This is a genomic window from Rhizobium sp. SRDI943, from assembly GCF_057653695.1.
In genome coordinates, this window is sequence record NZ_CM172787.1 from 2,508,236 (window position 1) to 2,532,043 (window position 23,808).

The 23,808-nt window shown below is 62.0% G+C and carries 18 protein-coding genes, 1 pseudogene and 1 other annotated feature; of the genes and pseudogenes, 6 read left to right on the forward strand and 13 right to left on the reverse strand.

The window, feature by feature from the left end:
• Window positions 1-121: 121 nt before the first annotated feature.
• The 3 genes and pseudogenes from AC245Y_RS12975 to AC245Y_RS12985 form a co-directional block, all read right to left on the reverse strand.
• Window positions 122-931, reverse strand: coding sequence for a class I SAM-dependent methyltransferase (locus tag AC245Y_RS12975; protein WP_012757936.1), 810 nt, complete (start codon window positions 929-931; stop codon window positions 122-124).
• 82 nt (window positions 932-1,013) lie between these two features.
• Window positions 1,014-1,451, reverse strand: coding sequence for a helix-turn-helix transcriptional regulator (locus tag AC245Y_RS12980; protein WP_409566155.1), 438 nt, complete (start codon window positions 1,449-1,451; stop codon window positions 1,014-1,016).
• Window positions 1,443-1,924 (reverse strand): annotated as a pseudogene (locus tag AC245Y_RS12985) (cupin domain-containing protein); the annotation flags it as partial. The pseudogene AC245Y_RS12985 and the gene AC245Y_RS12980, both read right to left, overlap by 9 nt.
• A 93-nt stretch (window positions 1,925-2,017) precedes the next feature.
• Between AC245Y_RS12985 and AC245Y_RS12990 the strand changes: the two are divergent.
• On the forward strand, window positions 2,018-2,755 hold the full coding sequence (locus AC245Y_RS12990; protein ID WP_017994440.1) for an SDR family oxidoreductase: 738 nt from the start codon (window positions 2,018-2,020) through the stop codon (window positions 2,753-2,755).
• Window positions 2,756-3,054: 299 nt separating this feature from the next.
• Here the strand turns inward: AC245Y_RS12990 and AC245Y_RS12995 are convergent, their stop codons facing one another.
• The gene (locus AC245Y_RS12995) at window positions 3,055-3,927 is read right to left on the reverse strand and encodes an NmrA/HSCARG family protein (protein WP_017994441.1); all 873 of its coding nucleotides are present in this window, start codon (window positions 3,925-3,927) and stop codon (window positions 3,055-3,057) included.
• Window positions 3,928-4,027: 100 nt separating this feature from the next.
• On the opposite strand from AC245Y_RS12995, the gene AC245Y_RS13000 reads away from it, so the two are divergent.
• Entirely contained in the window at window positions 4,028-4,951 is a 924-nt protein-coding gene (locus tag AC245Y_RS13000; protein ID WP_012757940.1) for a LysR family transcriptional regulator, read from the forward strand.
• 137 nt (window positions 4,952-5,088) lie between these two features.
• Here AC245Y_RS13000 and AC245Y_RS13005 read toward each other — a convergent pair whose 3' ends face one another.
• The 5 genes from AC245Y_RS13005 to AC245Y_RS13025 form a co-directional block, all read right to left on the reverse strand.
• On the reverse strand, window positions 5,089-6,555 hold the full coding sequence (locus tag AC245Y_RS13005; RefSeq protein ID WP_017994442.1) for a SulP family inorganic anion transporter: 1,467 nt from the start codon (window positions 6,553-6,555) through the stop codon (window positions 5,089-5,091).
• 70 nt (window positions 6,556-6,625) lie between these two features.
• Window positions 6,626-6,681: a sequence feature (sul1 is cis-regulatory element that is thought to sense ions involved in sulfur or methionine metabolism; They are found in Alphaproteobacteria), on the reverse strand.
• Between the two features lie 144 nt (window positions 6,682-6,825).
• Window positions 6,826-7,077, reverse strand: coding sequence for a hypothetical protein (locus AC245Y_RS13010; protein WP_012757942.1), 252 nt, complete (start codon window positions 7,075-7,077; stop codon window positions 6,826-6,828).
• Window positions 7,078-7,153: 76 nt separating this feature from the next.
• Window positions 7,154-7,531 carry a response regulator gene (locus tag AC245Y_RS13015; RefSeq protein WP_012757943.1) on the reverse strand — a complete coding sequence of 126 codons (378 nt, stop codon included), beginning with the start codon at window positions 7,529-7,531 and terminating at the stop codon, window positions 7,154-7,156.
• Window positions 7,532-7,811: 280 nt separating this feature from the next.
• On the reverse strand, window positions 7,812-9,569 hold the full coding sequence (locus tag AC245Y_RS13020; RefSeq protein WP_017994444.1) for a phospholipase D-like domain-containing protein: 1,758 nt from the start codon (window positions 9,567-9,569) through the stop codon (window positions 7,812-7,814).
• Between the two features lie 271 nt (window positions 9,570-9,840).
• The gene (locus AC245Y_RS13025) at window positions 9,841-10,629 is read right to left on the reverse strand and encodes a DUF899 domain-containing protein (protein ID WP_017994445.1); all 789 of its coding nucleotides are present in this window, start codon (window positions 10,627-10,629) and stop codon (window positions 9,841-9,843) included.
• Between the two features lie 432 nt (window positions 10,630-11,061).
• Here AC245Y_RS13025 and AC245Y_RS13030 point away from each other — a divergent pair, with 432 nt between their 5' ends.
• Window positions 11,062-11,553: a YHS domain-containing (seleno)protein gene (locus tag AC245Y_RS13030; RefSeq protein ID WP_020486991.1), complete on the forward strand. Its 492-nt coding sequence runs from the start codon at window positions 11,062-11,064 to the stop codon at window positions 11,551-11,553.
• 19 nt (window positions 11,554-11,572) lie between these two features.
• Here AC245Y_RS13030 and AC245Y_RS13035 read toward each other — a convergent pair whose 3' ends face one another.
• Both AC245Y_RS13035 and AC245Y_RS13040 read right to left on the reverse strand, forming a co-directional pair.
• Window positions 11,573-13,789, reverse strand: a complete 2,217-nt coding sequence (locus AC245Y_RS13035) for an adenylate/guanylate cyclase domain-containing protein (protein WP_017994447.1) — start codon at window positions 13,787-13,789, stop codon at window positions 11,573-11,575.
• Between the two features lie 220 nt (window positions 13,790-14,009).
• On the reverse strand, window positions 14,010-15,749 hold the full coding sequence (locus AC245Y_RS13040; RefSeq protein ID WP_012757949.1) for a rhomboid family intramembrane serine protease: 1,740 nt from the start codon (window positions 15,747-15,749) through the stop codon (window positions 14,010-14,012).
• Between the two features lie 244 nt (window positions 15,750-15,993).
• Here AC245Y_RS13040 and AC245Y_RS13045 point away from each other — a divergent pair, with 244 nt between their 5' ends.
• Window positions 15,994-16,761: an adenylate/guanylate cyclase domain-containing protein gene (locus AC245Y_RS13045; RefSeq protein WP_026157398.1), complete on the forward strand. Its 768-nt coding sequence runs from the start codon at window positions 15,994-15,996 to the stop codon at window positions 16,759-16,761.
• A gap of 259 nt (window positions 16,762-17,020) precedes the next feature.
• Here the strand turns inward: AC245Y_RS13045 and AC245Y_RS13050 are convergent, their stop codons facing one another.
• Together AC245Y_RS13050 and AC245Y_RS13055 are read right to left on the reverse strand one after the other, a co-directional pair.
• Complete coding sequence (locus tag AC245Y_RS13050; protein ID WP_012757951.1) at window positions 17,021-17,410, reverse strand: hypothetical protein; 390 nt, start codon at window positions 17,408-17,410, stop codon at window positions 17,021-17,023.
• A 150-nt stretch (window positions 17,411-17,560) separates the two neighbouring features.
• Window positions 17,561-17,953, reverse strand: a complete 393-nt coding sequence (locus AC245Y_RS13055; RefSeq protein WP_012757952.1) for a DUF982 domain-containing protein — start codon at window positions 17,951-17,953, stop codon at window positions 17,561-17,563.
• A gap of 795 nt (window positions 17,954-18,748) precedes the next feature.
• Between AC245Y_RS13055 and AC245Y_RS13060 the strand changes: the two genes are divergently transcribed.
• Together AC245Y_RS13060 and uvrB are read left to right on the forward strand one after the other, a co-directional pair.
• Window positions 18,749-20,539: a glycoside hydrolase family 15 protein gene (locus AC245Y_RS13060; protein ID WP_012757954.1), complete on the forward strand. Its 1,791-nt coding sequence runs from the start codon at window positions 18,749-18,751 to the stop codon at window positions 20,537-20,539.
• A 178-nt stretch (window positions 20,540-20,717) separates the two neighbouring features.
• Window positions 20,718-23,711 (forward strand): excinuclease ABC subunit UvrB, encoded by a 2,994-nt coding sequence (uvrB, locus tag AC245Y_RS13065; protein WP_017994451.1) that lies wholly within the window; start codon window positions 20,718-20,720, stop codon window positions 23,709-23,711.
• Window positions 23,712-23,808 lie beyond the last annotated feature (97 nt).

Consider the following 23,808-nt stretch of genomic DNA (forward strand, 5'->3'; position numbering starts at 1 on the left):
CCATTTGACGCCGGCGCGCCCGCGCCGCCCTTCGAGGCCCCTTCGGGGCGCCTCAGGATGAGGCTCTCTTGGACGTGGCGCAAACTCTCTGTCTATCAACCGTCGCCGGCATCACACACCGCTATCCACCGCCCGGCACCCTGCCCCGGCACGCCCACGCCACCGACGCGAACGACCGCGGCCCATTCGGCTCCCCAGCCTCATAAGCGGCCCTGACGGCGGCATCGACGGCCTTTCGCTTCGCCGGGTCCAGACCGGCAACATATTTGCCGAGCGGTCCCTCGCCGGAGGCGATCGGATCCCAGTAATCCTCGAAGGAAAGATATTCCATCCGGATCAACAGCGAGGTCTCCTCGACATCGGCTAGGCCCTGCGCGATGAAGCTCTCCTTCATTTCCCCCCGCCGCATCATCGGCTGGAAACAATATCTGCGGCGCATCGCCAGCGCGTTCTCGTCGAGCATCGCCACCGTATCCCACATCATCCGCATGCCGGACATGCCGCCATAATGGTCCCAGACGGCGGCGGAAACCACGCCGCCCGGGCGCACCACACGGCGCATCTCGGATACCGCCTTTCCCGCCTCCGGCACGAAATGCAGTACAAGCAGCGACATCGCCCTGTCGAAGCGGCCGTCCTCGAACGGCAGCGCGCAGGCATCGGCCTGCTGGATGGATATGCGCGGGTCGGTATTGCGCCGCCTGGCCGCTTCGACGAAGACGGGCGAATAGTCGATAGCGACGATCTCCTCCAGGCCGGGCGTTTCCGCCAAAGTGAACGCCAGGCTGCCGGTGCCGCAGCCGACATCGAGCACGCGATCGCCATCCGCGAGACCGGCGAAATCGACCAGCATCGGCGCCAGCCTCCTGCTCCAGCGCCCCATCAGCCGCTCATAACCATCCGCACTTTCGACATTGAAACTCGACGGCATTGAAGTCTCCCCCTTCAAGGACGATGGTCCGCCGCCGGACAATAGGATTCCCCAGCAACCCTAGCAAGCGGAACAGCCGTTCTCACCCGATCTTCGCGTCCGACCAGTAGCGCTTCGGTGCGCGCCCGAAGACACGCTTGAACGCGTTTCCGAAGGCGCTTTCGGAGGAATATCCGAGTGCCGCGGCAAGGCCGGCGACCGAGACATCCTCTCGGCGCAGGGCTTCGCGGGCGCGATGCATGCGCCAGCGCGTGACATAGTCGAGCGGCGCAACGCCGACCAGTTCCTTGAAGCGTTGCGCAAAGGCGGAGCGCGACATGCCGATCCGGGTCGCCAGCGCCTCGACCGTCCAGCGATGGCCGGGGCTGTTGTGGATCAGGCTGATCGCCGCGCCGATCTGCGGATTTGTCAGCGCGCCGATCCATCCCGTTTCGGCAGCACCCTTCCGGCCGACATAGGCCCGCAGCGCCTGCACGAGCAGGATGTCGCCCATGCGCCGCGTCATCAGCGTCGAGCCCATCTGCCCGGCCTCGAGTTCGTCGTCGAGGGTTGCGAGCGTAGTGCTGAGCAGCGCGGCGGCGCGGTCGCTGGCCGGGATATGAATGAACGGCGGCAGCGCGTCGAGCAGCAGCCGGGCGTTGCCGCCTCCGATGACGAAGGTGCCGCCGATCAGCGCGGTCTCGTCACTGCCGTGCCGGGCGATGTCGGAATGCTCCCAGTCGAAGAAGGCGATCCCGTCCTCCGGCTCCCGATCGAGATCGTTGGCGATCACATAGGCGGGCGCATTGGCAAGCAGAAGGTGTCGCCCGCGACAAGCGAAAATGGCGGCTCACCCGGCAGAACGATCGAACACGCGCCGCGGAGGACAGCAACGAATTTGAGCGCGGGCTTGGCTGGAAAACGAAACGCCCATTGCCCGCCGACCTCGAAACGTGTGCAGCGCGCACTCTCTATGTCGAGCAGCGAAAAGACATCGGACAAGGGATCGATCATGGGTTCTGGACGATCTAGACGAAATCATGGAGCAACTAGCATAGATTCTCCAGGCAGCACCTGCAATCCTCAAAGGCACAAAGGAGAACGAAGATGTCTGATATCAAGGACAAGGTTATTGCAATCACGGGCGCCAGCAGCGGCATCGGCGAAGCCACGGCGCTGCTGCTGGCCGAGCGCGGCGCAAAGCTCGTGCTTGGAGCCCGCCGCGCCGACCGACTGCAGGCCCTGGCACGACGCATCGCCGAAAAAGGCGGCGAGGCCATCTGCCTCGCCATGGACGTGAAAAAGCGCGAGGACCTCACAGCTCTCGTGGCGCTTGCCTGCAACAGGTATGGCAGGATCGACGTAATGATCAACAATGCCGGCATCGGGCCCATCTCCCTTCTTGATGAACTGCGGGTCGAGGATTGGGAGGAGATGATCGACGTCAACATCAAGGGCCCGCTCTATGGCATCGCCGCAGCCTTGCCGGTGTTCCGCCGGCAGGGTTCCGGCCACTTCGTCAACACGCTCTCGACCGCCGGCCTCATCATCAAGCCGACCATGGCCGTCTATGCCGGCACGAAAAACGCCATGCGCACCATCGCCGAGGGCCTGCGGCTGGAGGCCGGCCCGCATCTGCGCGTCACCAACATCTCGCCGGGGTTTATAAGAACCGATTTCGCCGGCTCCATGACCAGCCCAGAGATCAAGGCCGAGATGGCAAAGCGCATGGACGAGATGGCGATTTCACCCGATGCCATCGCCCGCGCCATCGCCTTCGCCATCGAGCAACCCGCCGATGTCGATATCAGCGACATCGTTGTTAGGCCCACCGCTCAGGCGTGAGGTATCGTTGGCAGCGGCGGCTCCTGTCTATCTTGAACAGCAGGACAATCGCCATGCGGCGTGGAAGCGATCGATCTGCCGGTCCAGCGCTCTTCAATTCTGCGATGTAGAGTTCGGACATGCCCCCTGCTCTCCGTCATGCCCGGGCTTGACCCGAGCATCCACGCGGCACCCGTAAGCGGCCGTGGCATGGATCCTCGGCTCAAATGTAGAGCCCGAGGATGATGGAGAGTGTGGCGAAGGCCATCAAGGCATCACCTGTCGGTGACACCGGTCAGATCACCGGTGTCACAGCGAATTCACCCAGCCGCCACACTCCAATCGAACCCCTTCGCCCAGTCGGCGTAGCTGTGCCAGCCGACCTCAGGAAAATCGCGGCGCAGGGCGGCAAGATCGACGTCGTAACCGGTACGGTCGAACCATTCGAACATCAGCGCCGTATCCTCGCTCTGCTGCCGTATCGCCGCGATCGGCAATTCCCGGTAAGTGATTGGGCGGCCGAACACCTCGGACAAGATCTTCGCCTGCTGCTCGCCCGACAATTCGTCGCCCGCGATGTCGAAACGTTTGCCGAACACTTGCTCGCGCCTCTCGGCCAACGTCGCGACGAAAGCGCCGATGTCATCGATGGTGACCTGTTGCAGCACACGGGCGGGCGGCAGCGCTGCGGCATAGACGCCCTGGCGCAGCCCGTCGATCGCCCAGGGCGCCACGGTGTTCTCCATGAAGGCGACGGGTGCGCTGATCGTGTAAGGGATGCCGAGGCCTGCAATGTGCTTCTCGACGAGATACTTGCTGTCGAAATGCGGAATGCCGGTCGTCTTGTGGGCATCGGCGACGGAGGAATAGATCAGGTGGCCGATGCCGGCGGCCTTTGCCGCATCGGCGGCGGCAATGCCCTGACGGGTTTCCGCCTCCGTTCCGGCTTCGTAGCTGTTGCCCATCAGGAACACCGCGTCGACGCCCTCTGCTGCTGCCGCCACGGATGCCGCGTCGTCAAGATCGCCGGCGACGACCTGGACTCCTGCCGCGGTCAGCCGCTTCGCGCCGTCGCTCTCGGGCCGGCGGGTGATCGCCTTGACGCGGTGTCCCCGCGTCATCAACGCGCGTACAACCGCGCCGCCTTGCTGGCCGGTGGCGCCTGTGACCAGTACGCTTCGTGTGTTGCTCATCTGCCTGCTCCTTGTTGTGACTGATGCAGCAAAGTTAGGGCCTGTCGCATTGAACCATAATGGCATATAATTGGAAAACATCGTGCCATTCAAGGATACAATGCTCGATCTCAACGATATCATGATCTTCGCCCGCGTCGTCGAAGCGGGCAGCTTCACCGCCGCCGCGCGCTTGCTCGGCATGCCGAAGACGACGGTCAGCCGCCGCATCGCCGCGCTGGAACGCGAACTCGGCGTGCGGCTGCTGCAGCGCACGACCCGCAGCCTCAACCTGACGGCTTCGGGGCGTCTCTACTACGAAGAAAGCAGCCAGGCGCTGCGCACGATCGAGGGAGCCAACCAGCGGCTTGCGGAAGCGCGTGCGGAGCCTGCCGGCACGATCCGCATATCGGCACCAGTCGGCTTCGGCGGCCACTTCCTCCAGGATGCGATCTTCGAATTTCTTTCGACCTGCCCGAAGGCGAGGGTCGAACTGCGCCTGACCGACGACAGGCTGAACCTCGTCGAAAGCGGTATAGACCTCGCCTTCCGCACCGGCATCCTCGAAGATTCTACCTTGGTCGCCCGCAAACTCGGCTCGTTGCACCGCCTTCTCTGCGCAAGCCCGGATTATCTCGCCCGCCGCGGCCCGCCCGCTGCACCTGAAGATCTGGTCCGCCACGACTGCGTCATCGCCGGCCAGGCTGCCCATGCGCAATGGTTGTTGGAAGGTCCGCACGGTCAGGAAACGGTCGCGGTTTCGGGCCGCTTCGCCGCCAACGAGATGCAGGCGGTGATGGCCGCCGCGATCGCCGGCCATGGCATCGCCCAATTGCCGCACCGATTCGCCGAAGCCTGCATCAAGGACGGGCGGCTGCGCCGTGTTCTCGACGGCTATACGACCCCGGCCGGCGGCTTGCATGTCGTCTATCCCAGCAGCCGACACCTGCCGCCTTTGGTCAAGGCATTCATTGAACTGGCCGTCAGACGGCTGAACGCCACAGGAACCGGCGGGGGCGATGATTTCGCAATCGTCTCGCGCTAGAACAGGAAGATTTTAGGCCGGGTCGGCCCAAAAATTTGAATCCTGTTCTACATTATATAGTCAGAACATGATGTCGTCCGAAAACCGCTCACAATTTTCGGCATCATGCTCGAGGAAATCCGCCCTCGCTCGCGCCGTCACACCTCTTTCAGCACCACCTTGCTGTCGAGGCTCCCGATCAAGGTCGCGCTCGCCTGGTTGAGGCCGACGACCTCCACCGCAATGCCATGCGCCCCGAACCGTTGGACGACCTTGTCGAGTGCGGCAACGGCGGTGATGTCCCAGAAATGCGCTTCGGACACGTCGATCAGCACGGACCTACCGATCGCGTCCTGAACGTCGAAGGCTTCGACGAAGACGTCGGCGGAGGCAAAGAACACCTGGCCAGACACGCGGTAGGTCAGTCGCCCGGTCGTTGTGTCGGGCGCGACGTCCACCCGCAGCAGGCTGGCAACCTTGAAGGTGAAGAACACGCCGCTGAGCAGCACGCCGACCGTCACCCCGAGCGCCAGGTTGGCGGTGAAGACGGTGACGATGACGGTCGCCACCATCACGGCGCTCGACATCCGAGGATGAACCACAACGGATCTAAGCGACGACCAGTCGAACGTGTCGATCGATACCATGACCATGATCGCCACCAGCACGGCGACGGGAACCTCGGACACCCACGGCTTCAGGAGCACCATCAGGATCAGCAGGAACGCGCCGGCAAACAGCGTCGAGAGCCGGCCGCGCCCGCCATATTTCACGTTGCTGACTGTCTGGCCGATCATGCCGCAGCCGGCAATGCCGCCGAACAGGCTCGCGGCCGCGTTGGCGAGACCGAGACCGGTGCATTCGCGGTTCTTCGAACTCGGCGTATCCGTGAGATCGTCGACGACACTCGCCGTCATCATCGATTCCAGCAGCCCGACCATGGCGATGGCAAATGCGGGTCCGGCGATGATCCGAAGCGTTTCCAGCGTCAGCGGCACCGCCGGCCAGCCGAAAAAAGGCAGCGAATCCGGCAGCTTGCCGAGGTCGGCAACGGTGAGGACGGGAAGCCCGAGCGCCAGCGAAGCGACGGTCAGGATCAGGATGCAGATCAGCGGCGACGGGATCGCCGTGGTGATCCGCGGCGTCAGGTAAATGATGACGAGCCCGGCAACCAGCACGGCATATTCCATCCAGCCGGCGCCGACAATATGCGGCATCTGCGCGGCAAAGATCAGAATGGCCAGCGCATTGACGAAGCCGGTGCGGACCGATTTCGACACGAAGCGCATCAGCACGCCTAGCCGCAGCAGGCCGAAGACGATCTGGATTAACCCCGCCAGCAGCCCGGCCGCAAAAAGATAGGGCAAGCCGTGAGCATGCACCAGCGGTGCCGCGACCAGTGCCACCGACCCGGCCGCCGCCGAAATCATCGCCGGGCGTCCACCGGTAAAGGCAATGACGATGCTGATCACGAAAGAGGCGAACAGACCAACCTCGGGATCGACCCCCGCCACGAAGGAAAAGGCGATCACCTCGGGGATGAGGGCGAAGGTCGCCACCGCTCCGGCAAGCATTTCGCGCATGGGATTGGCGGACCAATCACGACGGATGGAGGAAAGCAACATAGGAAGGATTCTCGCAAAGCATAGCCGGCCCCACTCTTTCGAGCGGTCGCGTGATGGCATGCAGGTTTTGCGTTGTCTGGCGGATCGGCGGCCAGAAGAGCCACCCGGGATCTCACCGGGTCCGTGGTGAATGCCTGCGGTATAGACGAGATCTTTACTGCAGCGCAACATTCAATTGCCAAGGACGAAAGCGAAAACGCGAGCCGTCATCCTCTCACCGGACGGCACTCTGCTCACCCCTTCGCTTGGACGCCGAGGAACCGGAAGTCCTCACTGCCAGAGGAAGTCCGGCCCGGTGCTCTGTGAGGTCAGCTTCAGCGTCCCGTCCGGCTGGACGACATAGGTCTCGAACACACGGTAACCGAAATCGCCAAGAAAGGTATTCTTGACCACCGTTCCCGGACGGTAAGGCGAACGGAGAACCTTTCCGCCATAGGTGAGGCTGCCGGGAAGAGGTTGCGGATCCCCGGCGCTGGCGCAGGCCGAGAGAGCGAAGAGAACGGCAATGAGCGCGTATTTCATTCGGACTTCTCCTCGGGCAGGCGCAGCGGCCTGAGCGACGTCGATTTCCTCTTATAACACGCAGCCTTGATGCTGTTCAGAACGCAGCCTTGCTGCTGTCGAAGTTTTTGCGTCGCTCCTCCGCCCGCGAGAGCGCGCTGGCGATCCTCTCATCGGTGAAGGGCTTGGAGATCACATCGAGCGCGCCTTCGATACCGTGGCCGACATTCTCGGGACTGCCGGTCACGAAGATCACGTCAACCCCATGGCGGTCGATCAGCCGCCGCGCGAGCTGGGAGCCGCTCAGCCCATCGGAGAGACTGAGATCGACGAGCGCGACATCGCTTCTTTTTGCGTGGGCGAGAGCCTGCTCCACCGTCGATACCGGCCCGATAGTCTGGTGTCCTGCCTCTTGCGCAATGCGTTCGAGCTCCAGAGCGATAAAATTCTCATCTTCGACGATCATTACCTTCATGAATAAGCCTCCTCCTAGACGGGATGTCGGTCGCACTGCCGGTAGCGGGTAAAACGCAACCGACCCCGGAATGTTTCCACCTTGAGAAGAATATGTTGGCAACCGGCAAAGTATTAATTTGACTTCGGGATGTCAGGTGCTCCATGGCCCTTCGGCCATGCGGACAGCCACTTTTCATACTCTTCGACGGACAAGGCCATCGTCCCCAAAGCGAAGGACCGCCTTTCGAAATCACCCGCGTGGAATGGTTGAGGTTCAAGGGCCATCCTGACCAGCGACATTACTCCGCCCGCGCAAACAACTCCCGGTCCCGGGCGCGGATGGGGTCGGTCCAGTCGCGTTCGAACCAGGGCGTGCCGCCGGGCTGAGGCGGGTGTTTGAGCTCCAGCGGACGGGCCGGGCCGTTGCTCGCTTCGGAGGCGACGCGGAAGATATAGTGGTCGTACATCCTGAGCGCCTCGATCATGTAGCTGGTCGCAACCGTTCGGTCGCGCACGACGACGAGGTTCTCGCCGTTCTCATCATCGGCGGGTTCGGAGAAATTGTAGGAGCCGAGATAGACCCGCGCCGTCGGCTTGTCGAAGTCGAGCACGACGAACTTGTGATGCATCCGCGTGCCGCGCTGTTTGCCGTCGATGCCTGACAGGCCCGAGGGTTCGGTCACGAAGGGCGGCGGCACGTTGCCCGTCAACGCCGCCGACCGTACCACCCGCCGACGGTTGTCAGGAGTGAGCACGGTCAGGCCCAGATTGCCGGCCCGCACCTCGGCATCGGCAATGCCCATCACATGCATATCGGGGCGCTCCAGGGCGCGCCCCAATGCCGGGCCGATCGCCCCCTTGGTCATCTGGCCGAGAAAGGCGAGCGAGAAGAACACGCTGGACCGCGCGGTATCGATATCTGCGCCGATCTCGTCCAGCCGGCCATTGGCGTCGCTGTGCGGAGAGAAAGCGACCTTGGCGTCGACGCCGTCAAGGCCGAGATCGATCCAGCCGGCAGAACTTGGCGAGGCGCGGAAATGGTCGGCGCGCTTGGCGGTAAAATAGCTCTCGAAGGCGGTGAAATAATCCTCGATCGCCTTGTCGCTGTGGACGGCCAGGCTGTTGTTCGACTGTACATAGAGCCCGCGCCAGCTGAGATTGGTCGAACCGTAAAGCACGGTCGAGATGCCGCCGCCGCTGACCGCGATCGATTTCTGATGCTGCAGGTTGGCCATATGCTGGCGCTTGACGTTGGCAGCACCCGCCGAGGCGATCAGCCGCTCCGCCGCCCTTGTCTCCGGCGAATTCGGGCGACCATGGCCCTTGGTGCTGGCGCTGTCGTCGATGATGATCTTGAGCTTCGGCCCCAGCGCTTCCAGCCGGGTGACCACCTCGGGCAGGTTGAGGTCATAGGCGATGGCGCGCACTTCGGCGCCGGCAGCGTGCGCCCTGTCGAGCAGATCGAGCGTTTCGGCCCGCGCCTCGAAGCCCATCCAGGCGAGCGCCCGCTCGGCATCGGCATGGGTCGGCACGAAGTCCAGTCCCTGGTCGCCATCCGGTGGCACCAGCGTGATGATGGGTCCGCCGGCGGCAAAATTGCGCACGAAGGCCTGCGACGAGACGAAGCCACGGGTGAAGGCGACGTTGAGCTTGCCGGGAATGGTCTCTCGCATCAGCGCCAGTTCCGCCTCCTGCGCCTCGCCCGATGTCAGCGCGCCCGCGGCATCCATGAACTTTGGCGTGACGCGGTAGGTGAACTTGCCGGGCAGATCGGCATTGAAGGGAAAATGCACCCATCGGAACTTCTGGATCGGCGCTTCCGTGGTGCGGATGCCATCTTCGGGAACCAGTTGGCCGGGAAAGCCGATGCGGTTATGCACCGTCTTGAAGAAATCAGTATCCGGCTCACGATACTGGATGGCGAAACCAACGAAATCGGCAGGCGGCCGGCCATTCTTCCAGTCCATGCCGATCAGCACCATGCCGTCGCCGCGATGGATGGTCAGCGCAAAAAGCGCAGCCGCATTCCCGCCGGTCACACGAAAATCCGTATCCATGCCCGCCTCCCCTGGAAATCGGGCGAAATCTAGCACGGTTCCGTGACAGTAAGGAGATATGTCGGTGAAATTTTGCGCGCAGAAGGTGCAGGGAAGAGGCGGTATGGCGCAAGCGCGTTCGGGGACGTTGCCCCTGTCGCACAGTCGTCAATCGTTGGCTCGATCGTCGACGACCGGCGCTGCCTTGAAAGGAAATCTGCGGTTCGCCAGACTTTCATGCGGACCGCCGTATCCTCCTGCCGCGAGGACGGAGGATCCGGCCGAACCGACCCTACGGTTTCTCGTTTGCGCTCTCGGCCCGGAACGCCGCCTCGCCGGCATCGGAGACCTCGACCCATTTCTTGTCGGGCTCGGCGTCCGGCACATAGCTGTCGTGCCAGTTCCACCACTTGTAGGTCGGGGTCTGCGGATAGCCCGCGGGCGATTCCTCCCAGATTTCCTGGCGGCCGAGCGGCGTGATGTCGAGGTAGTTCCAGGTGCCGCCCATCTGCTCGTCGCCGCGGTTGTTGATGAAATAGGTGCGGAAGATGCGCTCGCCGTCGCGGTAGAATACGTTGGTGCCGTGCCACTCGTCGACGCCGAAGTCCTTGTCGAAGCTGTCGGTGATCGTGACCCACGGCATCGTCCAGCCCATCCGCGCCTTCAGCCGTGCAATGTCGGCCTGCGGCGCACGCGAGGCAAAGACCAGCGTCGTGTCGCGGGCGTTGAGATGGGCGACATGGGCGACCTGATCGGCCACCATCGAGCAGCCGCGGCAGGCATGGTCGGGCCAGCCGAACACGCCAGGCTCGTAAAACGCGCGGTAGAGGATGAGCTGATGTCTGTTATCGAACAGGTCGAGCAGACTGACTTTGCCCTGAGGCCCCTCAAACGCATAGGCCTTCTCCACCGCCATCCACGGCATGCGTCGGCGCTCGGCGGCGAGTGCGTCGCGGGCGCGGGTCTCAGCCTTTTCCTTGACGAGCAACTGCGCGCGGGCCGCCTCCCAGGTCTGCGGCGACACGACCGGCGGTTTGCGCATGGCTTGTCCGCTTTTCCCATTCTCGGCTGAAGCAGTCATGGCTTTCAATCTCCTCATTGGGGCGATTTCCCAGGCTTGGAAGCCCGGTTCATCGCGCATTGGTCTGAGATAGTTTCGCATCGGAAATCGAACAGGGGGAGTAACAAGTGTGACCGTATTCCCTGGAACCCGCCGGTCGCAGCCTTGGTGCGCGAGTGGTCTTGGCCGGGAGCGCGTCCATTAGCGTAATCTTGTTTACGAATTGCACACGTGCTACAACACCACAAAACGGCGCATACGAACCCTGATCAAACCGAGATCGTGCCCGTGAATGTTTTTATCGCGACTGTTGCTGCGCTTGTCATTGGCGTCATCCCATCGTGGGCAGGTCCTTTGCACGAAGCGGCCAAGGATGGCGATATCGCCCGCGTCACACAGTTGCTGGACCACGGCTCCGATCTGTCTTATCATGCGCGAAAATCCGGAAAGCGAATGGGCGTGGCTGTTGGCGCTGCGGTCATGCTGCTTTCCTTGCTTCAGCCTGCGGGGGCCGAGGAACTCGTCAATACCGGCTATTTCGGCGATGTCGCGATCAAGGGTTACGACCCGGTCGCCTATTTCACTGAAAACCAGGCCGTCGAAGGATCCGAGACATATTCCCACCACTGGCTTGGCGCGACTTGGTATTTCGCCAGCGCTAGAAATCGCGACCTCTTCAAGGGCGATCCGTCCAAATATGCGCCGCAATATGGCGGCTATTGCGCCGACGGCGTGTCTTTCGGGACAGTGACCATCAATATCGATCCGAAAGCCTGGCGGATCATCGATGGCAAACTGTACCTGAGCTATGACCCCGGCGCGGCCGAAGGCATGGAGAAAAATCCGACCAAGGTGACCGACTCGAAGAAGCATTGGTCCGAAGTTCAGCAGACGCTGATTTCGGAGAAGATGCACACCGTCTGGCAGCAGCCGGATACGAAATGAAGCCGCAACGCCCGACCCGTCAGGGTGTGGGTGAAAAGAACGTCAAGGCGCGCGGCGTGACATGGACGTATGGCCTGTCGCGCTGTTCACCTGACGTGTTGCGGTAAACATATCCGCACACCATCCGGTCGAGAAAATAGCCGTCGAATTTTTCGCAGAGACTGTCGCCTCGCACCTCGGCGATACCGGTGATGTTGGTATTGGCACTGCGATAGGCAGTGTTTCCAGCCTTGTCGAAAAACTGGGTGAAATCCGTGCCGTTCTTGTGCTTGCCGGTCCAGCTCTTGCCGTCGACGAGATTGCGCAGGTCTGCCTCGCCGAGCCTGTCGGCTTGATTGCCTGTAAAACCGAAGGGCCATTCGGGAATGCCGGCCTTGCGCAATGCGGCCAGATGGCGCTGCAGATCGCCGTCCCGCCAGTAGTCATAGAGATAGCCGTAATAGGTGAGATTGCTTTCCGGGAAGAGCTCCAGCAGCTTTGCCGTCTCCGCTGCAGCCTTGGTTTCATTGCCCTGGTCGGCATAGGCCGCCGCCAGGTATTCGCGTGCCGGCTCGACCTTCGGCAGGCTGTCGAGCGTCGGCTCTATCAGCGAGATCGCGCGCTGATCATCGCCCGCGGTATAAAACACGATCCCCGCCAGCAGTTGAAAGCTCGACGCCGGCGAAGGGTCGAGCCGCAAAGCCTTTTCCATCTCCGTGATCGCCTGCCCGCTGCTTCCGGTGTGGACCAGAATGAGAGCGAGATTGGCGGCGGCCTCCGCATCGTTCGGCTCCATCGCAACCGCCATGTTGGCGGAATTTTTGGCCTCCGTCTCGCGTCCATCCACCCATTGCAGCAGGGCAAGCACCGTGTGCGCCCTGGCATTGTTGGGATCCAGCTTGAGAGCTTGCCCGGCGGCGTCATAGGCGATCTTGCGGGCGACGGCGGCCGACCAGAGGTAATTATAGTCGTTGCGCCAGACATCGACGGCGACGCGGGCGATTCCCGCATGGGCATTGGCAAAGCCCGGATCGAGATCGATCGCCTTTTGGTAGAAGGACAGCGTCCGGCGATAGGTGTCGACATCCCTCAAGATGAAGCCTTCCTGCTCGGCCCGCATGTAATAATCGTAGGCTTCGAGATTTTCGGTCGGGATCCGGGCCAGTTGGTCGCGCTCGCGCGCGCTGAGCTTGACCGACAGGGCCGAGATGATCTTGCCGATCACATCGTCCTGAACGGCAAAGAGGTCGGCATATTGGCGATCGTAGCGCTCGGCCCAAAGCGACAGGCCGGTGACTGCGTCGATCAGCTTGACATTGATCCGCAGCCGCGGCCCGGCGCGCTGCAAGGTTCCTTCGAGCACATATTTCACGCCGAGTTCGGCGGCCACGTCCTGGATCTTGCCGACGGAGCCCTGGATGGCGAAGACCGAGTGGCGGGCGATGACGAAGAGGCCTGATACTTTGGACAATTCGGTGATCAGATCGTCCGTCAAACCCTCTGCGAGATGGTCGTGCTCGCTGTCGCCGCTGACATTGATGAATGGCAGAACCGCGACAGAGGGCCTGTCCGGCAACGGATAGGCGAAACGTTCGGCAGGCCCCGGCGGTTCTGCCGGCATCCACGGCTGCCACCAGAGTCCTGCGCCCGCAAGAGCAAGGACAACGGCCGCTGCGATGCCTGCAACGAGGCGGCGTCTCGGCAGGCGCCTCCGGCTTGTGAGGGTTTTACCGGCAGAAGTGGGGTCAAGCAGGACGCGATAGACCCGGACCGGTTCGGTGATGCTCTTCAACCGCTGTTCGCCAAGCGAAGCAAAACCGACCGGGACTTTCGATTTCACCTGGTCGTATGTCGTGCCCGATATGGCGATGCCGCCCGGTTCGGCCAGCGCCTGTATTCGATCGGCGACATTGACGCCGTCGCCCTGGATGTCTTCGCCCTCGACGATGATATCGCCGAGATTGATGCCGATCCGGAACTCGAGCCGATGCTCCGGCAGTGCCGCGGCACTCTGCGTCGCTTTCAGTTGCTGAACCTCCACCGCGCAGCGCAAGGCATCGACGACACTCTGAAATTCGACCAGCAGACCATCGCCCATGGTTTTGACCAGCCGGCCATGGTGACGCGCAATCGCCGGCTCGAAGACATCGTTCTGGTCCGCCTGAAAACGCGCACGGGTGCCCTCTTCGTCGATCTGGCTCAATCGACTGTAACCGACGACATCAGCGATCAGGATTGCTGCAAGACGGCGCTCCATCCCCGGTCTTTCCTGGAGAGCGAATGTATTACTAAAAATATTCTACAGTATGTCCTGCCGCGATGCTATCGTCGGCGCTCGCGATATTCAACTTAGCGATGCTGTCGATCACACAGATAAAGCAGACGTCTGCCGCCTGCCACGGCGGTGTGATCGATACTGGCGAATTCATCCGCCTTTTCCCGATCCCGGTCGGTTTCGGGCCCGAGCGGGCACAGAATTACTGCACGCCGAGGCTGTTCAATTCACCCTTCGCGCCGTCATATTCCATGTATGTCGTGGGGCAGGAGGACAAGGCGGCCTCGAAACGTCGGCGCGCCTCCTGGGTGTTGCCGCCCAACAGATACCATTCGCCATTGTAAAATGTGGCCTCGCAACGCTGGTTGCTATCGGCCGCCTTCGCCATCAGTTCATCTGGTTTCAAATCGCCGAGAAAGAGACTGAAAACGGGATAGGGCCATGTTCCCTGGTCGGTTTTACTGGCCGCGATCTTGAGATCGGCGATTGCCTTTGTATCATTGCCCCGGCTTTGAGCCATAAAGCGCCAGAGATGATAATAGGGAGCCGTCGGGGGATTCTCGGTTGTCCTAATGGCGAACCCTGTCGCGGCTTGCTCGTACTTTCCTGCGAAATAGTTCGCCATGGGGTCATTGACGATGAATTGACGTGTATTGCTGATCGGCCAAAGCGATGCCGCCGCTATAATAACGAACAGAGTGCTGAAGGCTGTCGCCGCCGCGCCGAAACGAGGCGTCGGGCGTTCTCTCGGCCAGAAAGCCAACAGCAGCGACGATAGCGCGGCCCCGATCAAGGCGCCGCCGAAATGTCCGGCATAATCGATGTTCTCACCGCCTCTTGCTGCCGAAAGGAATGGCAGCAGGGAGGGAATGAGAATTTGAGCTGCCCCGATCCGCAGGGTATCTGCAATCGGCCCTGAGCGGAAACGGAAGCTGGCAGCGATCACGGCTGCAAAAAGACCGACAATCCCGCCGGAGGCGCCGACCCCGATCGTGTTCGGCGCATTGATCCACACCGATGCGACAGACCCGCCAAGCGCGCTTGCGAAAAAAATCGCTGCAAACCAGCGCCAGCCGATCAGCCGTTCAAAGAGCCCTCCTGCGAACCATAAGGAAACGCAATTGAACGCGAGATGGAGGATACCTCCATGCATGAAGGGTGCGGTAAACAGCCGCCACCATTGACCATGCTCGACAATGCTTTGACGAAACGTCCCACCGAGGACGAAGAGAGTCCAATTGGTGGGAGTGCCGGCGACGGGCGGCTCGAGACCGAAGGTTAGTTCGCCGGCATAGACCGCAATCAGAGTGGCGAGAAGAATGTAGGTGAATATAGGATGCCCGCCGCTGTTGAGAGCGGGTTCCAACGCTTCGTCTTCATCATCCGGGGCGGTCGAGCCATCTTCCTGCATGGTTTGGCGTTCGGCTTCGTAAGCTTCGGACAGCAATTCGACGAACTCATCGAATATCCTGTCCGAATTGCCCCGCAAGAGCTTCAGAGCAACGCCGACCTTGGCGCGTGAACCAACAAACCATTCCGGCAGCCGGCTCGTCAGCCCCCGTCTGACCAAGGTCCTGGCGGCAGTGGGATCAAGGTGAAGAATGATGTTATCCGCATATTTGGTCTGGACTCTGCCAATGCTTTGAATGGCAGACCACGGCAGTATCTGGCCGGGGAAATTCGGCAAACGGATTCCGGCCGTCGACATGACGAGTCCCGGCTCCACGGAGAATAGCTTGGGCAGCAGCAGCAATGCTAGGATGCCAAAAAACGCTGCACCCGGCACCACGAAGAACCAAGCCACACGAGGGTCCTTATCCCCAGGTGGATGGAAGCCTAGCCAAATGATTCCTGCCGTGATGGCAACTATAACCAGGAAGATCAGGAGCAATTTACGTTTGTTGTAGGCATATTCCGATCTGCGCAATTCTTCAGACGTCATCCAAACTTCTCGCTAAAAAAGTATCGACTGCACCTTGTAGACAAGGCGATGACACTGGATCGAATTTATCTACCGGGAATAGCATTTTGCAAGATGGGTTTCGACATCCTCAACAAAATGAACGCATCATAATTCGATATGAAATACTTCAGGTCATCGTCACCCCAGACCATCAGCAGAGTTGCAAAAAGCAGGCGAGTATCGGAAGCTTATTTCTTGGTTATCAGGCGATGGATTGCGCGACATGACGACAGCCTCATCGAGTGAGCCAACCAGGCACGGCAGCGCCAGGATTTGTCGCGGCTGCTGGGACCAGATGCATGTGCCGATCCCGATCGGCGGTCCGCTTGCCCTGCCCTTCCGCGCCCTCGGCATCACGCGCAGCAAGATGAACCCGGATATCTGCACGATCTGCGAACGCTCCTTCCAGTACGTCAAGAAGCAGCGCCAGATCACCGTTGACGCCACCATCCTCTTTGCCGATATCAGGGGCTTCACGGATCTTTCGGAGCGCATCGAGGCGGTGCAGCTGAGCGAGATCGTCAGCCTGTTTCAGGATCGTTGCGCGCAAGCGATCTGGGCGCATGACGGCATCGTCAACAAGCAGATGGGCGACGGCCTGATGGCGATCTTCAATTTTCCGATCGTCAGAAAGGATCACGCCGGCGCCGCGATCCTGGCCGCGCAGGAGATCCAGCGAAACTGCGCCGCCGCGCTAAGCGGTCTGGTGCTCGAGGCATTACCCGGCCGCACCCTCGGCGTCGGCGTCGGCATCCATTCCGGTGAGGTCCAGATCGGCGAATTCTCAAGCTTTCGCAGCGATTTCACCGCCATCGGCGGCGTTGTCAATCAGGCCGCAAGGCTCGAATCCCAGGCCGCCGCCGGCGAGATCCTGATCTCCTCCGAAACAGCCGCGAAGGCCGCCGACCTTGCGGCAGGCGCCGAAACCCGCATGCTTGTGCTCAAGGGGATCGAGCAGCCGGTGCAGGCACGAGTGCTGGCCAAGCGCTGAGCTGCCAACCTCTTCCCAGCGTCTATCTGTCCTCAACGTGGCAGCCGCTGTTTCTCACGCTGTGGTTGCCGAACTCGTCAAATTGCAAGCCAATTAATCTTCCGGAAACGAACATGGCTTATCTCTATGCCATTGCTCCGCCCTGCAGGCTGCGCACCGCAGGATGAAGAAGGCTGGAGGTGCCGCCCCCCAACGCCGCCGTCGCGCCGCCGCTCAACAAAGCCTTGAACGACGACGCGGCCGGAACCTTCGCCCTGCGTCAGGTCTTCATGCCGGTCAGCTCAGGAAACGGGTAGTAGCGCAGCCGCTTGTCGCGGCAGCGATCGTCATTCACCGTCGCCCCTAATATTTTGCCATCCGTGAAGGAGACACCGAGGTAGGCCCAGTCTCCCCAGCCGCGCTTGGCCACCAAACGCACGCAGTAAGCATAGATCTTTTTCTCAGGTTCAAGCACCACCACGCTGGAAATGCGGGCCCATACGACTTCTCCTGCTTCGTGCCTGTAGCTTCTCTTGAACACGATGTTGATGAAATTCTGCCGGACGTCACTCGAGGGAGGACGCTGGGAATCCGCAACGGATTGCGACACCGGCGCATTGCAGCCGGCGAGAGCCAGCAGCGCGACGCAAACAAGGACTTTCATTTTCATTCAGCTGAATCCCTAAAAGAATCGGAGCGCAAATAAACGCTGCGTATTCCTACAAACACAGCGAGAATAATATTTGCAATACTTCATAGGAATATTGTTGCGACTGCAGGATGCCGGCCGCGTGACGTGGATATATCAGTGTCGGCACACCTACACTGAAGGGTTCACAACAGAGCTTCCGGCCCCGTCTTCATCTTCATCATCATTGATCGTAACGCCGGCTTCCAACGCGGCCAGGATGAAAGCCTGCCGCACCGTCTCGGCCGGCATCCGCCCGGCAAGCCAGGCGCGGCAAAAATCGATCGCCCTTTGCTGGTGGACGCCGCCATTGACCGGCCAGTCGGAGACGAGTGCATAAAGCGCATCCTGCGGTGAGCGCAGAACCAGCCGCTCGCCGGTATCAAGGTCGATCGAGATGGGGGTTTCCCAGAAGGCAGAATGGTCGCTAATGGCAGTTGCACCTAGAAGTGAAGTGACTGGGAAACTAACTGCGGGAGACCGATCTCGGTTCCAGTATTGGGCCGAATGATCGCCGCCGGACATCACGGGCGCCGGTAATCCATTCCAGGCTAAAGCAATGGCTGCCAGCAGCCACGCTGCGGCGCGTGCTTCGAGGCTTCGCCCTGGGGGCTGCGCACCTCAGCATGAGGGGCGTTGGAGCATGCCGTAGCCGATAGCCGGCGCTGGAGGATGCCGCGCCAACGCTCAAGAGAGCCTCACCCTGAGGCGCCCCGCAAGGGGCCTCGAAGGGCGGGGCGGGTGCGTCGGCTCGCAGCGCCATAAGTTTGTAAACTATTCCATCTTCCGAACACACAGTTCGTTTCCCTTTGGTACTCTTTCCCTCTTCCCTCCGCGCTGACTCTCCATATTCCCGCCATGGCCAGATCTCCGAAGAAATCCCCCGCCCAGAATGGCTTCGAGGAGGCCCCTCAATCGTCTTTTGAGGGCGCGCCGCTTTCCGGCTCGGTTTGCCGGCTTCGTAAGCGACCGTAACCAAATCGTCCTCAGCCTGTGTCAAGTCAGTCCGACCGGTGGTCCTGAGCTTCGCCACCTTTGCGACTGCGGCAGTGGCGCTAGTGGAGGTCCGCTCTTGACCACGAGCGACGACGGACGCCCGGCGGTCGTCGGAATTCACCTGGGCAATGGCGAACAAGGGAAACGCGCTTTCAGTGGAGATATCATCCGTCAGAGCGCGGCAGTCAAAGCTGCGGTCTTCCCACAATTGATATCCGGAGTTTGCACGATAGCCGGCACGCCTACCGCCCCGTTAGTTTCCGCGCTTGACCTCCGCGCACGGCCTCTACCTAAAAGCCCGACTGCTATGCAAAGGAGGCTCCGGTGTCGGTACCCATTGAGGACTACGCCCTCATCGGCGATTGCGAAACCGCCGCACTCGTCTCGAAGAACGGCTCGATCGACTGGCTCTGTTTTCCGCGCTTCGATTCCCCCGCCTGTTTTGCCGCCCTGCTCGGCGCCGAGGATAACGGCTTCTGGTCGCTGTCACCGTCAGGTGAAAATGTCCGCGTCACGCGCCGCTACCGCAACGACACGCTCATTCTCGAAACCGAGTTTCAGACCGAGACCGGCACCGCCGTTCTCATCGACTTCATGCCGCTTCGCGATGGCACGAGCGATCTGATGCGCATCGTCGAGGGCAAGAGCGGCACTGTCGCCTTCGATATGGAGCTCAACCTTCGCTTCGATTACGGCCGAACCGTTCCCTGGGTCACGCATGGCGAGGATGGCGGCATCACCGCCATTGCCGGCCCGGACAGGCTAACCATGAATTGCGCCGTCCCGCTCGAAGGCCGCGGCCTGAGCACGGTCGGCTCCTTCCAGGTTGCCGCTGGCGAGAGCCAGATCTTCACCCTGACCTGGTCCCCCTCGCATATGCCGCAGCCGGCTCAGCGGCAGGTGGAATATGCGCTGCCGGACACGGAGGAATTCTGGCAATCCTTTGCCGCGAAATGCCCGAAAGTGGGCCGGTGGACGGAACAGGTCAAACGCTCGCTCATCACGCTCAAGGCACTGACCTACATGCCGACGGGCGGCATCGTCGCCGCGGCGACAACCTCCCTGCCGGAAAAGATCGGCGGGCCACGCAACTGGGACTACCGCTATTGCTGGCTGCGCGACGCGACGCTGACCCTGCTCGCCCTGATGAAACTCGGCTATTACGAGGAAGCCAGTGCCTGGCGCAGCTGGCTGCTGCGCGCGGTCGCCGGCGCCCCGGCGCAGATGCAGATCATGTATGGCGTCGCCGGCGAGCGCAATCTGCTGGAATGGCAGGTTCCCTGGCTGAGTGGCTACGAGGGCTCGACACCCGTACGCATCGGCAATGCCGCTGCCGAACAGGTGCAGCTCGATGTCTATGGCGAGGTGGCCGACGCCCTGCTGCAGGCCCGCAAGGGCGGGCTTCCGCCGCATCACCGCGGACGCGAACTGGCGGCGGCCATTCTGCCCTTTCTCGAAAAAATCTGGATGGAGCCCGATGAAGGCATCTGGGAGGTGCGCGGCCAGCGCCAGCATTTCACCTATTCGAAGGTCATGGCCTGGGTGGCCTTCGACCGCGCCGTCCAGATTGCCGAGGCGGACGGCGAGCCCGAGGCCGCCGTACGTTGGCGCACGCTCGCAGATCACATCCATGCCGAGGTTTGCGAGAAGGCTTTCGATCCCGAACTCGGCTGTTTCGTGCAGGCCTACGGCTCCAAGGCGCTTGATGCCAGCCTGCTGCATCTCGGCATGGTCGGCTTCATCCCGCCTGATGATCCGCGCTATGTCGCGACAGTCGAGGCGATCGAGCGCAGGCTGCTGCGCGATGGCCTGCTGCTGCGCTACGAGACGCAGGAGGTGGACGACGGCCTGCCGCCAGGCGAAGGCGCGTTCCTCGCCTGCAGCTTCTGGCTCGTCGACGCCCTCGGCATGATCGGCCGCCGCGACGATGCGCTGCGCCTGTTCGAGCGGCTGCTTTCTATCTGCAACGATGTCGGGCTTCTGGCGGAAGAATATGATCCCGCCGCCCGCCGCATGCTCGGCAACTTCCCGCAGGCCTTCAGCCATGTCGGGTTGATCAACAGTGCGTTGAACCTCGCGCGGCTGGAGGGGCCGGCGGACCAGCGTTCGGCTTGATTATATGCTCGGCTTGGTTATTGGGAGACCGGCGGGAGAACACCCACCGCTGCCCAAGGCGAGGTTAGCGCCCTTAAGCGACACCACCCCACTATTCAAAAATCCGAACGATTCATTCGTTTCCCTTTTGTACTCTTTCCCTCTTCACTTTCGCGCTGACTCTCTCCATATTCCCGCCATGGCCAGATCTCCGAAGAAATCCCCCGCCCCGAATGGCTTCGAGGAAGCCCCTCAATCGTCTTTTGAGGGAGCCCCCCTCTCAGGCTCGGTTGCCGACTGGGTCAAGCAGCTGGAGGCCGATGCCGAAACCTCGGGCGTCGAGACCCAGCGCCAGATTGCCTCCAAGGCCGGCAAGCACCGCAAGAAGGTGGAAATCGCCGCCAGGACGAAAACCAGCGACGGCGGCGTCAGCGCCTCGAAATCGGCGCGCGGCACCTCCATGGGCGGCTCGACCGACCCGAAGACGCGCGCGGCTGCCGGTCTCAATCCCGTCTCCGGCATGGATACGACGCTGGAAGAAGCCTCGTCGCTGCAGGCCGGCACCGCCGTCACCGCCACGGTCGAAGCGCTGTCGGCGCTGATCGAGAGCGGCAATCCGCTGCACAAGAACGGCAAGATCTGGACGCCGCACCGCCCTGCCCGCCCCGACAAATCCGAAGGCGGCATCGCCATCCGCATGCAGTCGGATTACGAGCCGGCCGGCGACCAGCCGACCGCCATCCGCGATCTCGTCGAGGGGCTGGAGAATGGCGACCGCAGCCAGGTGCTGCTCGGGGTCACCGGCTCCGGCAAGACCTTCACCATGGCCAAGGTGATCGAGGCGACGCAGCGCCCGGCCGTCATCCTGGCGCCGAACAAGACGCTGGCCGCCCAGCTCTATTCCGAATTCAAGAACTTCTTCCCCGACAATGCGGTGGAATACTTCGTTTCCTACTATGATTATTACCAGCCGGAAGCCTATGTGCCGCGCTCCGACACCTATATCGAGAAGGAAAGCTCGATCAACGAGCAGATCGACCGCATGCGCCACTCGGCGACGCGTTCTCTGCTCGAACGCGACGACTGCATCATCGTCGCCTCGGTCTCCTGCATCTACGGTATCGGCTCCGTTGAGACCTATACGGCGATGACCTTCCAGATGTCGGTCGGCGACCGGCTGGACCAGCGCCAGTTGCTGGCCGACCTCGTCGCCCAGCAATACAAGCGCCGCGACATGGATTTCACCCGTGGCTCCTTCCGCGTGCGCGGCGACACGATCGAGCTCTTCCCCGCCCACTTGGAAGATGCCGCCTGGCGCATCTCGATGTTCGGCGACGAGATCGACGCCATCACCGAGTTCGACCCGCTCACCGGCCAGAAGGTCGGCGATCTGAAATCGGTGAAGATCTACGCCAATTCGCACTATGTCACCCCGCGCCCGACGCTGAACGGCGCCATCAAGTCGATCAAGGAGGAGCTCAGGCTTCGCCTCGCCGAGTTGGAGAAGGCCGGCCGCCTGCTGGAGGCCCAGCGCCTGGAGCAGCGCACCCGCTACGATATCGAAATGCTCGAGGCGACCGGCTCCTGCCAGGGCATCGAGAACTATTCGCGTTATCTCACCGGCCGCGACCCCGGCGACCCCCCGCCGACGCTGTTCGAATATATCCCCGACAACGCCCTCGTCTTCATCGACGAAAGCCACGTCACCGTGCCGCAGATCGGCGGCATGTACCGGGGCGACTTCAGGCGCAAGGCGACGCTGGCCGAATACGGTTTCCGCCTGCCCTCCTGCATGGACAACCGGCCGCTGCGCTTCGAGGAATGGGACGCCATGCGCCCCGACACCATCGCCGTCTCGGCCACCCCCGGCGGCTGGGAGATGGAGCAATCAGGCGGCGTCTTCGCCGAACAGGTGATCCGCCCGACCGGCCTGATCGACCCGCCGGTTGAGGTCCGCTCGGCGCGCAGCCAGGTGGACGACGTTCTCGGCGAGATCCGCGAGACCGCGGCCAAGGGCTACCGCACCCTCTGCACGGTGCTGACCAAGCGCATGGCCGAGGACCTGACCGAATATTTGCATGAGCAGGGCGTGCGCGTGCGCTACATGCACTCCGACATCGACACGCTGGAGCGCATTGAGATCCTTCGCGATCTTCGCCTCGGCGCCTTCGACGTGCTCGTCGGCATCAACCTTTTGCGCGAGGGCCTCGACATTCCCGAATGCGGTTTCGTCGCCATTCTCGACGCCGACAAGGAAGGCTTCCTGCGCTCGGAGACCTCGCTGATCCAGACGATCGGCCGCGCGGCGCGCAACGTCGACGGCAAGGTCATCCTCTATGCCGACCAGGTCACCGGCTCGATGAAGCGGGCGATGGAGGAAACCAGCCGCCGCCGCGAAAAGCAGATGATCTATAACCAGGAACACGGCATCACGCCGGAATCGGTCAAGGCCAGGATCAACGACATCCTCGACAGCGTCTATGAGCGCGACCACGTCCGCGCCGATATCTCGGGCGCCTCGGGCAAGGGCTTCGCCGATGGCGGCAACCTCGTCGGCAACAACCTGCAGACCCATCTCAACGCGCTCGAAAAGAGCATGCGCGACGCCGCCGCCGACCTAGACTTCGAAAAAGCCGCCCGCCTCCGCGACGAAATCAAACGCCTCAAAGCCGCCGAGCTGGCGGTCATGGACGATCCCATGGCCAGAGAAGAGTCAAAGGCAATGGAAGGCGTCAGACGGAACGCCAAAGCGACCCGCGAGTCCCTTCTCCCAGCCGGCGAGAAGGTGCCCGGCAGGGCGGATGAGGGGCCCACCCCCTCCTACTTCGCCAAACCCTCGATCGACGACATGGGCCCAGGCACCGACACCACCACCCCCCTCTTCCGCAAACCCGCTCTGGATGAGATGGGCCGCGACATTGCCGAGCCCACAAAGAAGACCCTCTTCCGCAAGAACGACCTCGATGAAATGACGGTCGGCCGAACCGAAAAGCCGGTCACCGGCGCACTGCCGGAAAAGCCGGATGCCGCCAAAAGCACGAAGCGGTTTTCACCGCTGCTCGAAGGCCAGCCGGAGCGTGATGACGTGCGGCCGGTCGTGCGTGGGAAGACGGGCGTGGGGAGCTATGAGGACCCGGGCGAGCAGAAGCGCAAGGGGCGGACGAAGGGGAAGACTGGGCGGCCGGGGCGGTAACGACAAACCGGCCAACCAGGCGGCCTGGTTTAAGATGGTTTGTGTGTCGCTGGGTCAGCCGCGCCTTTCGTAATCGGCGCGGTTGACGAATCTCGGA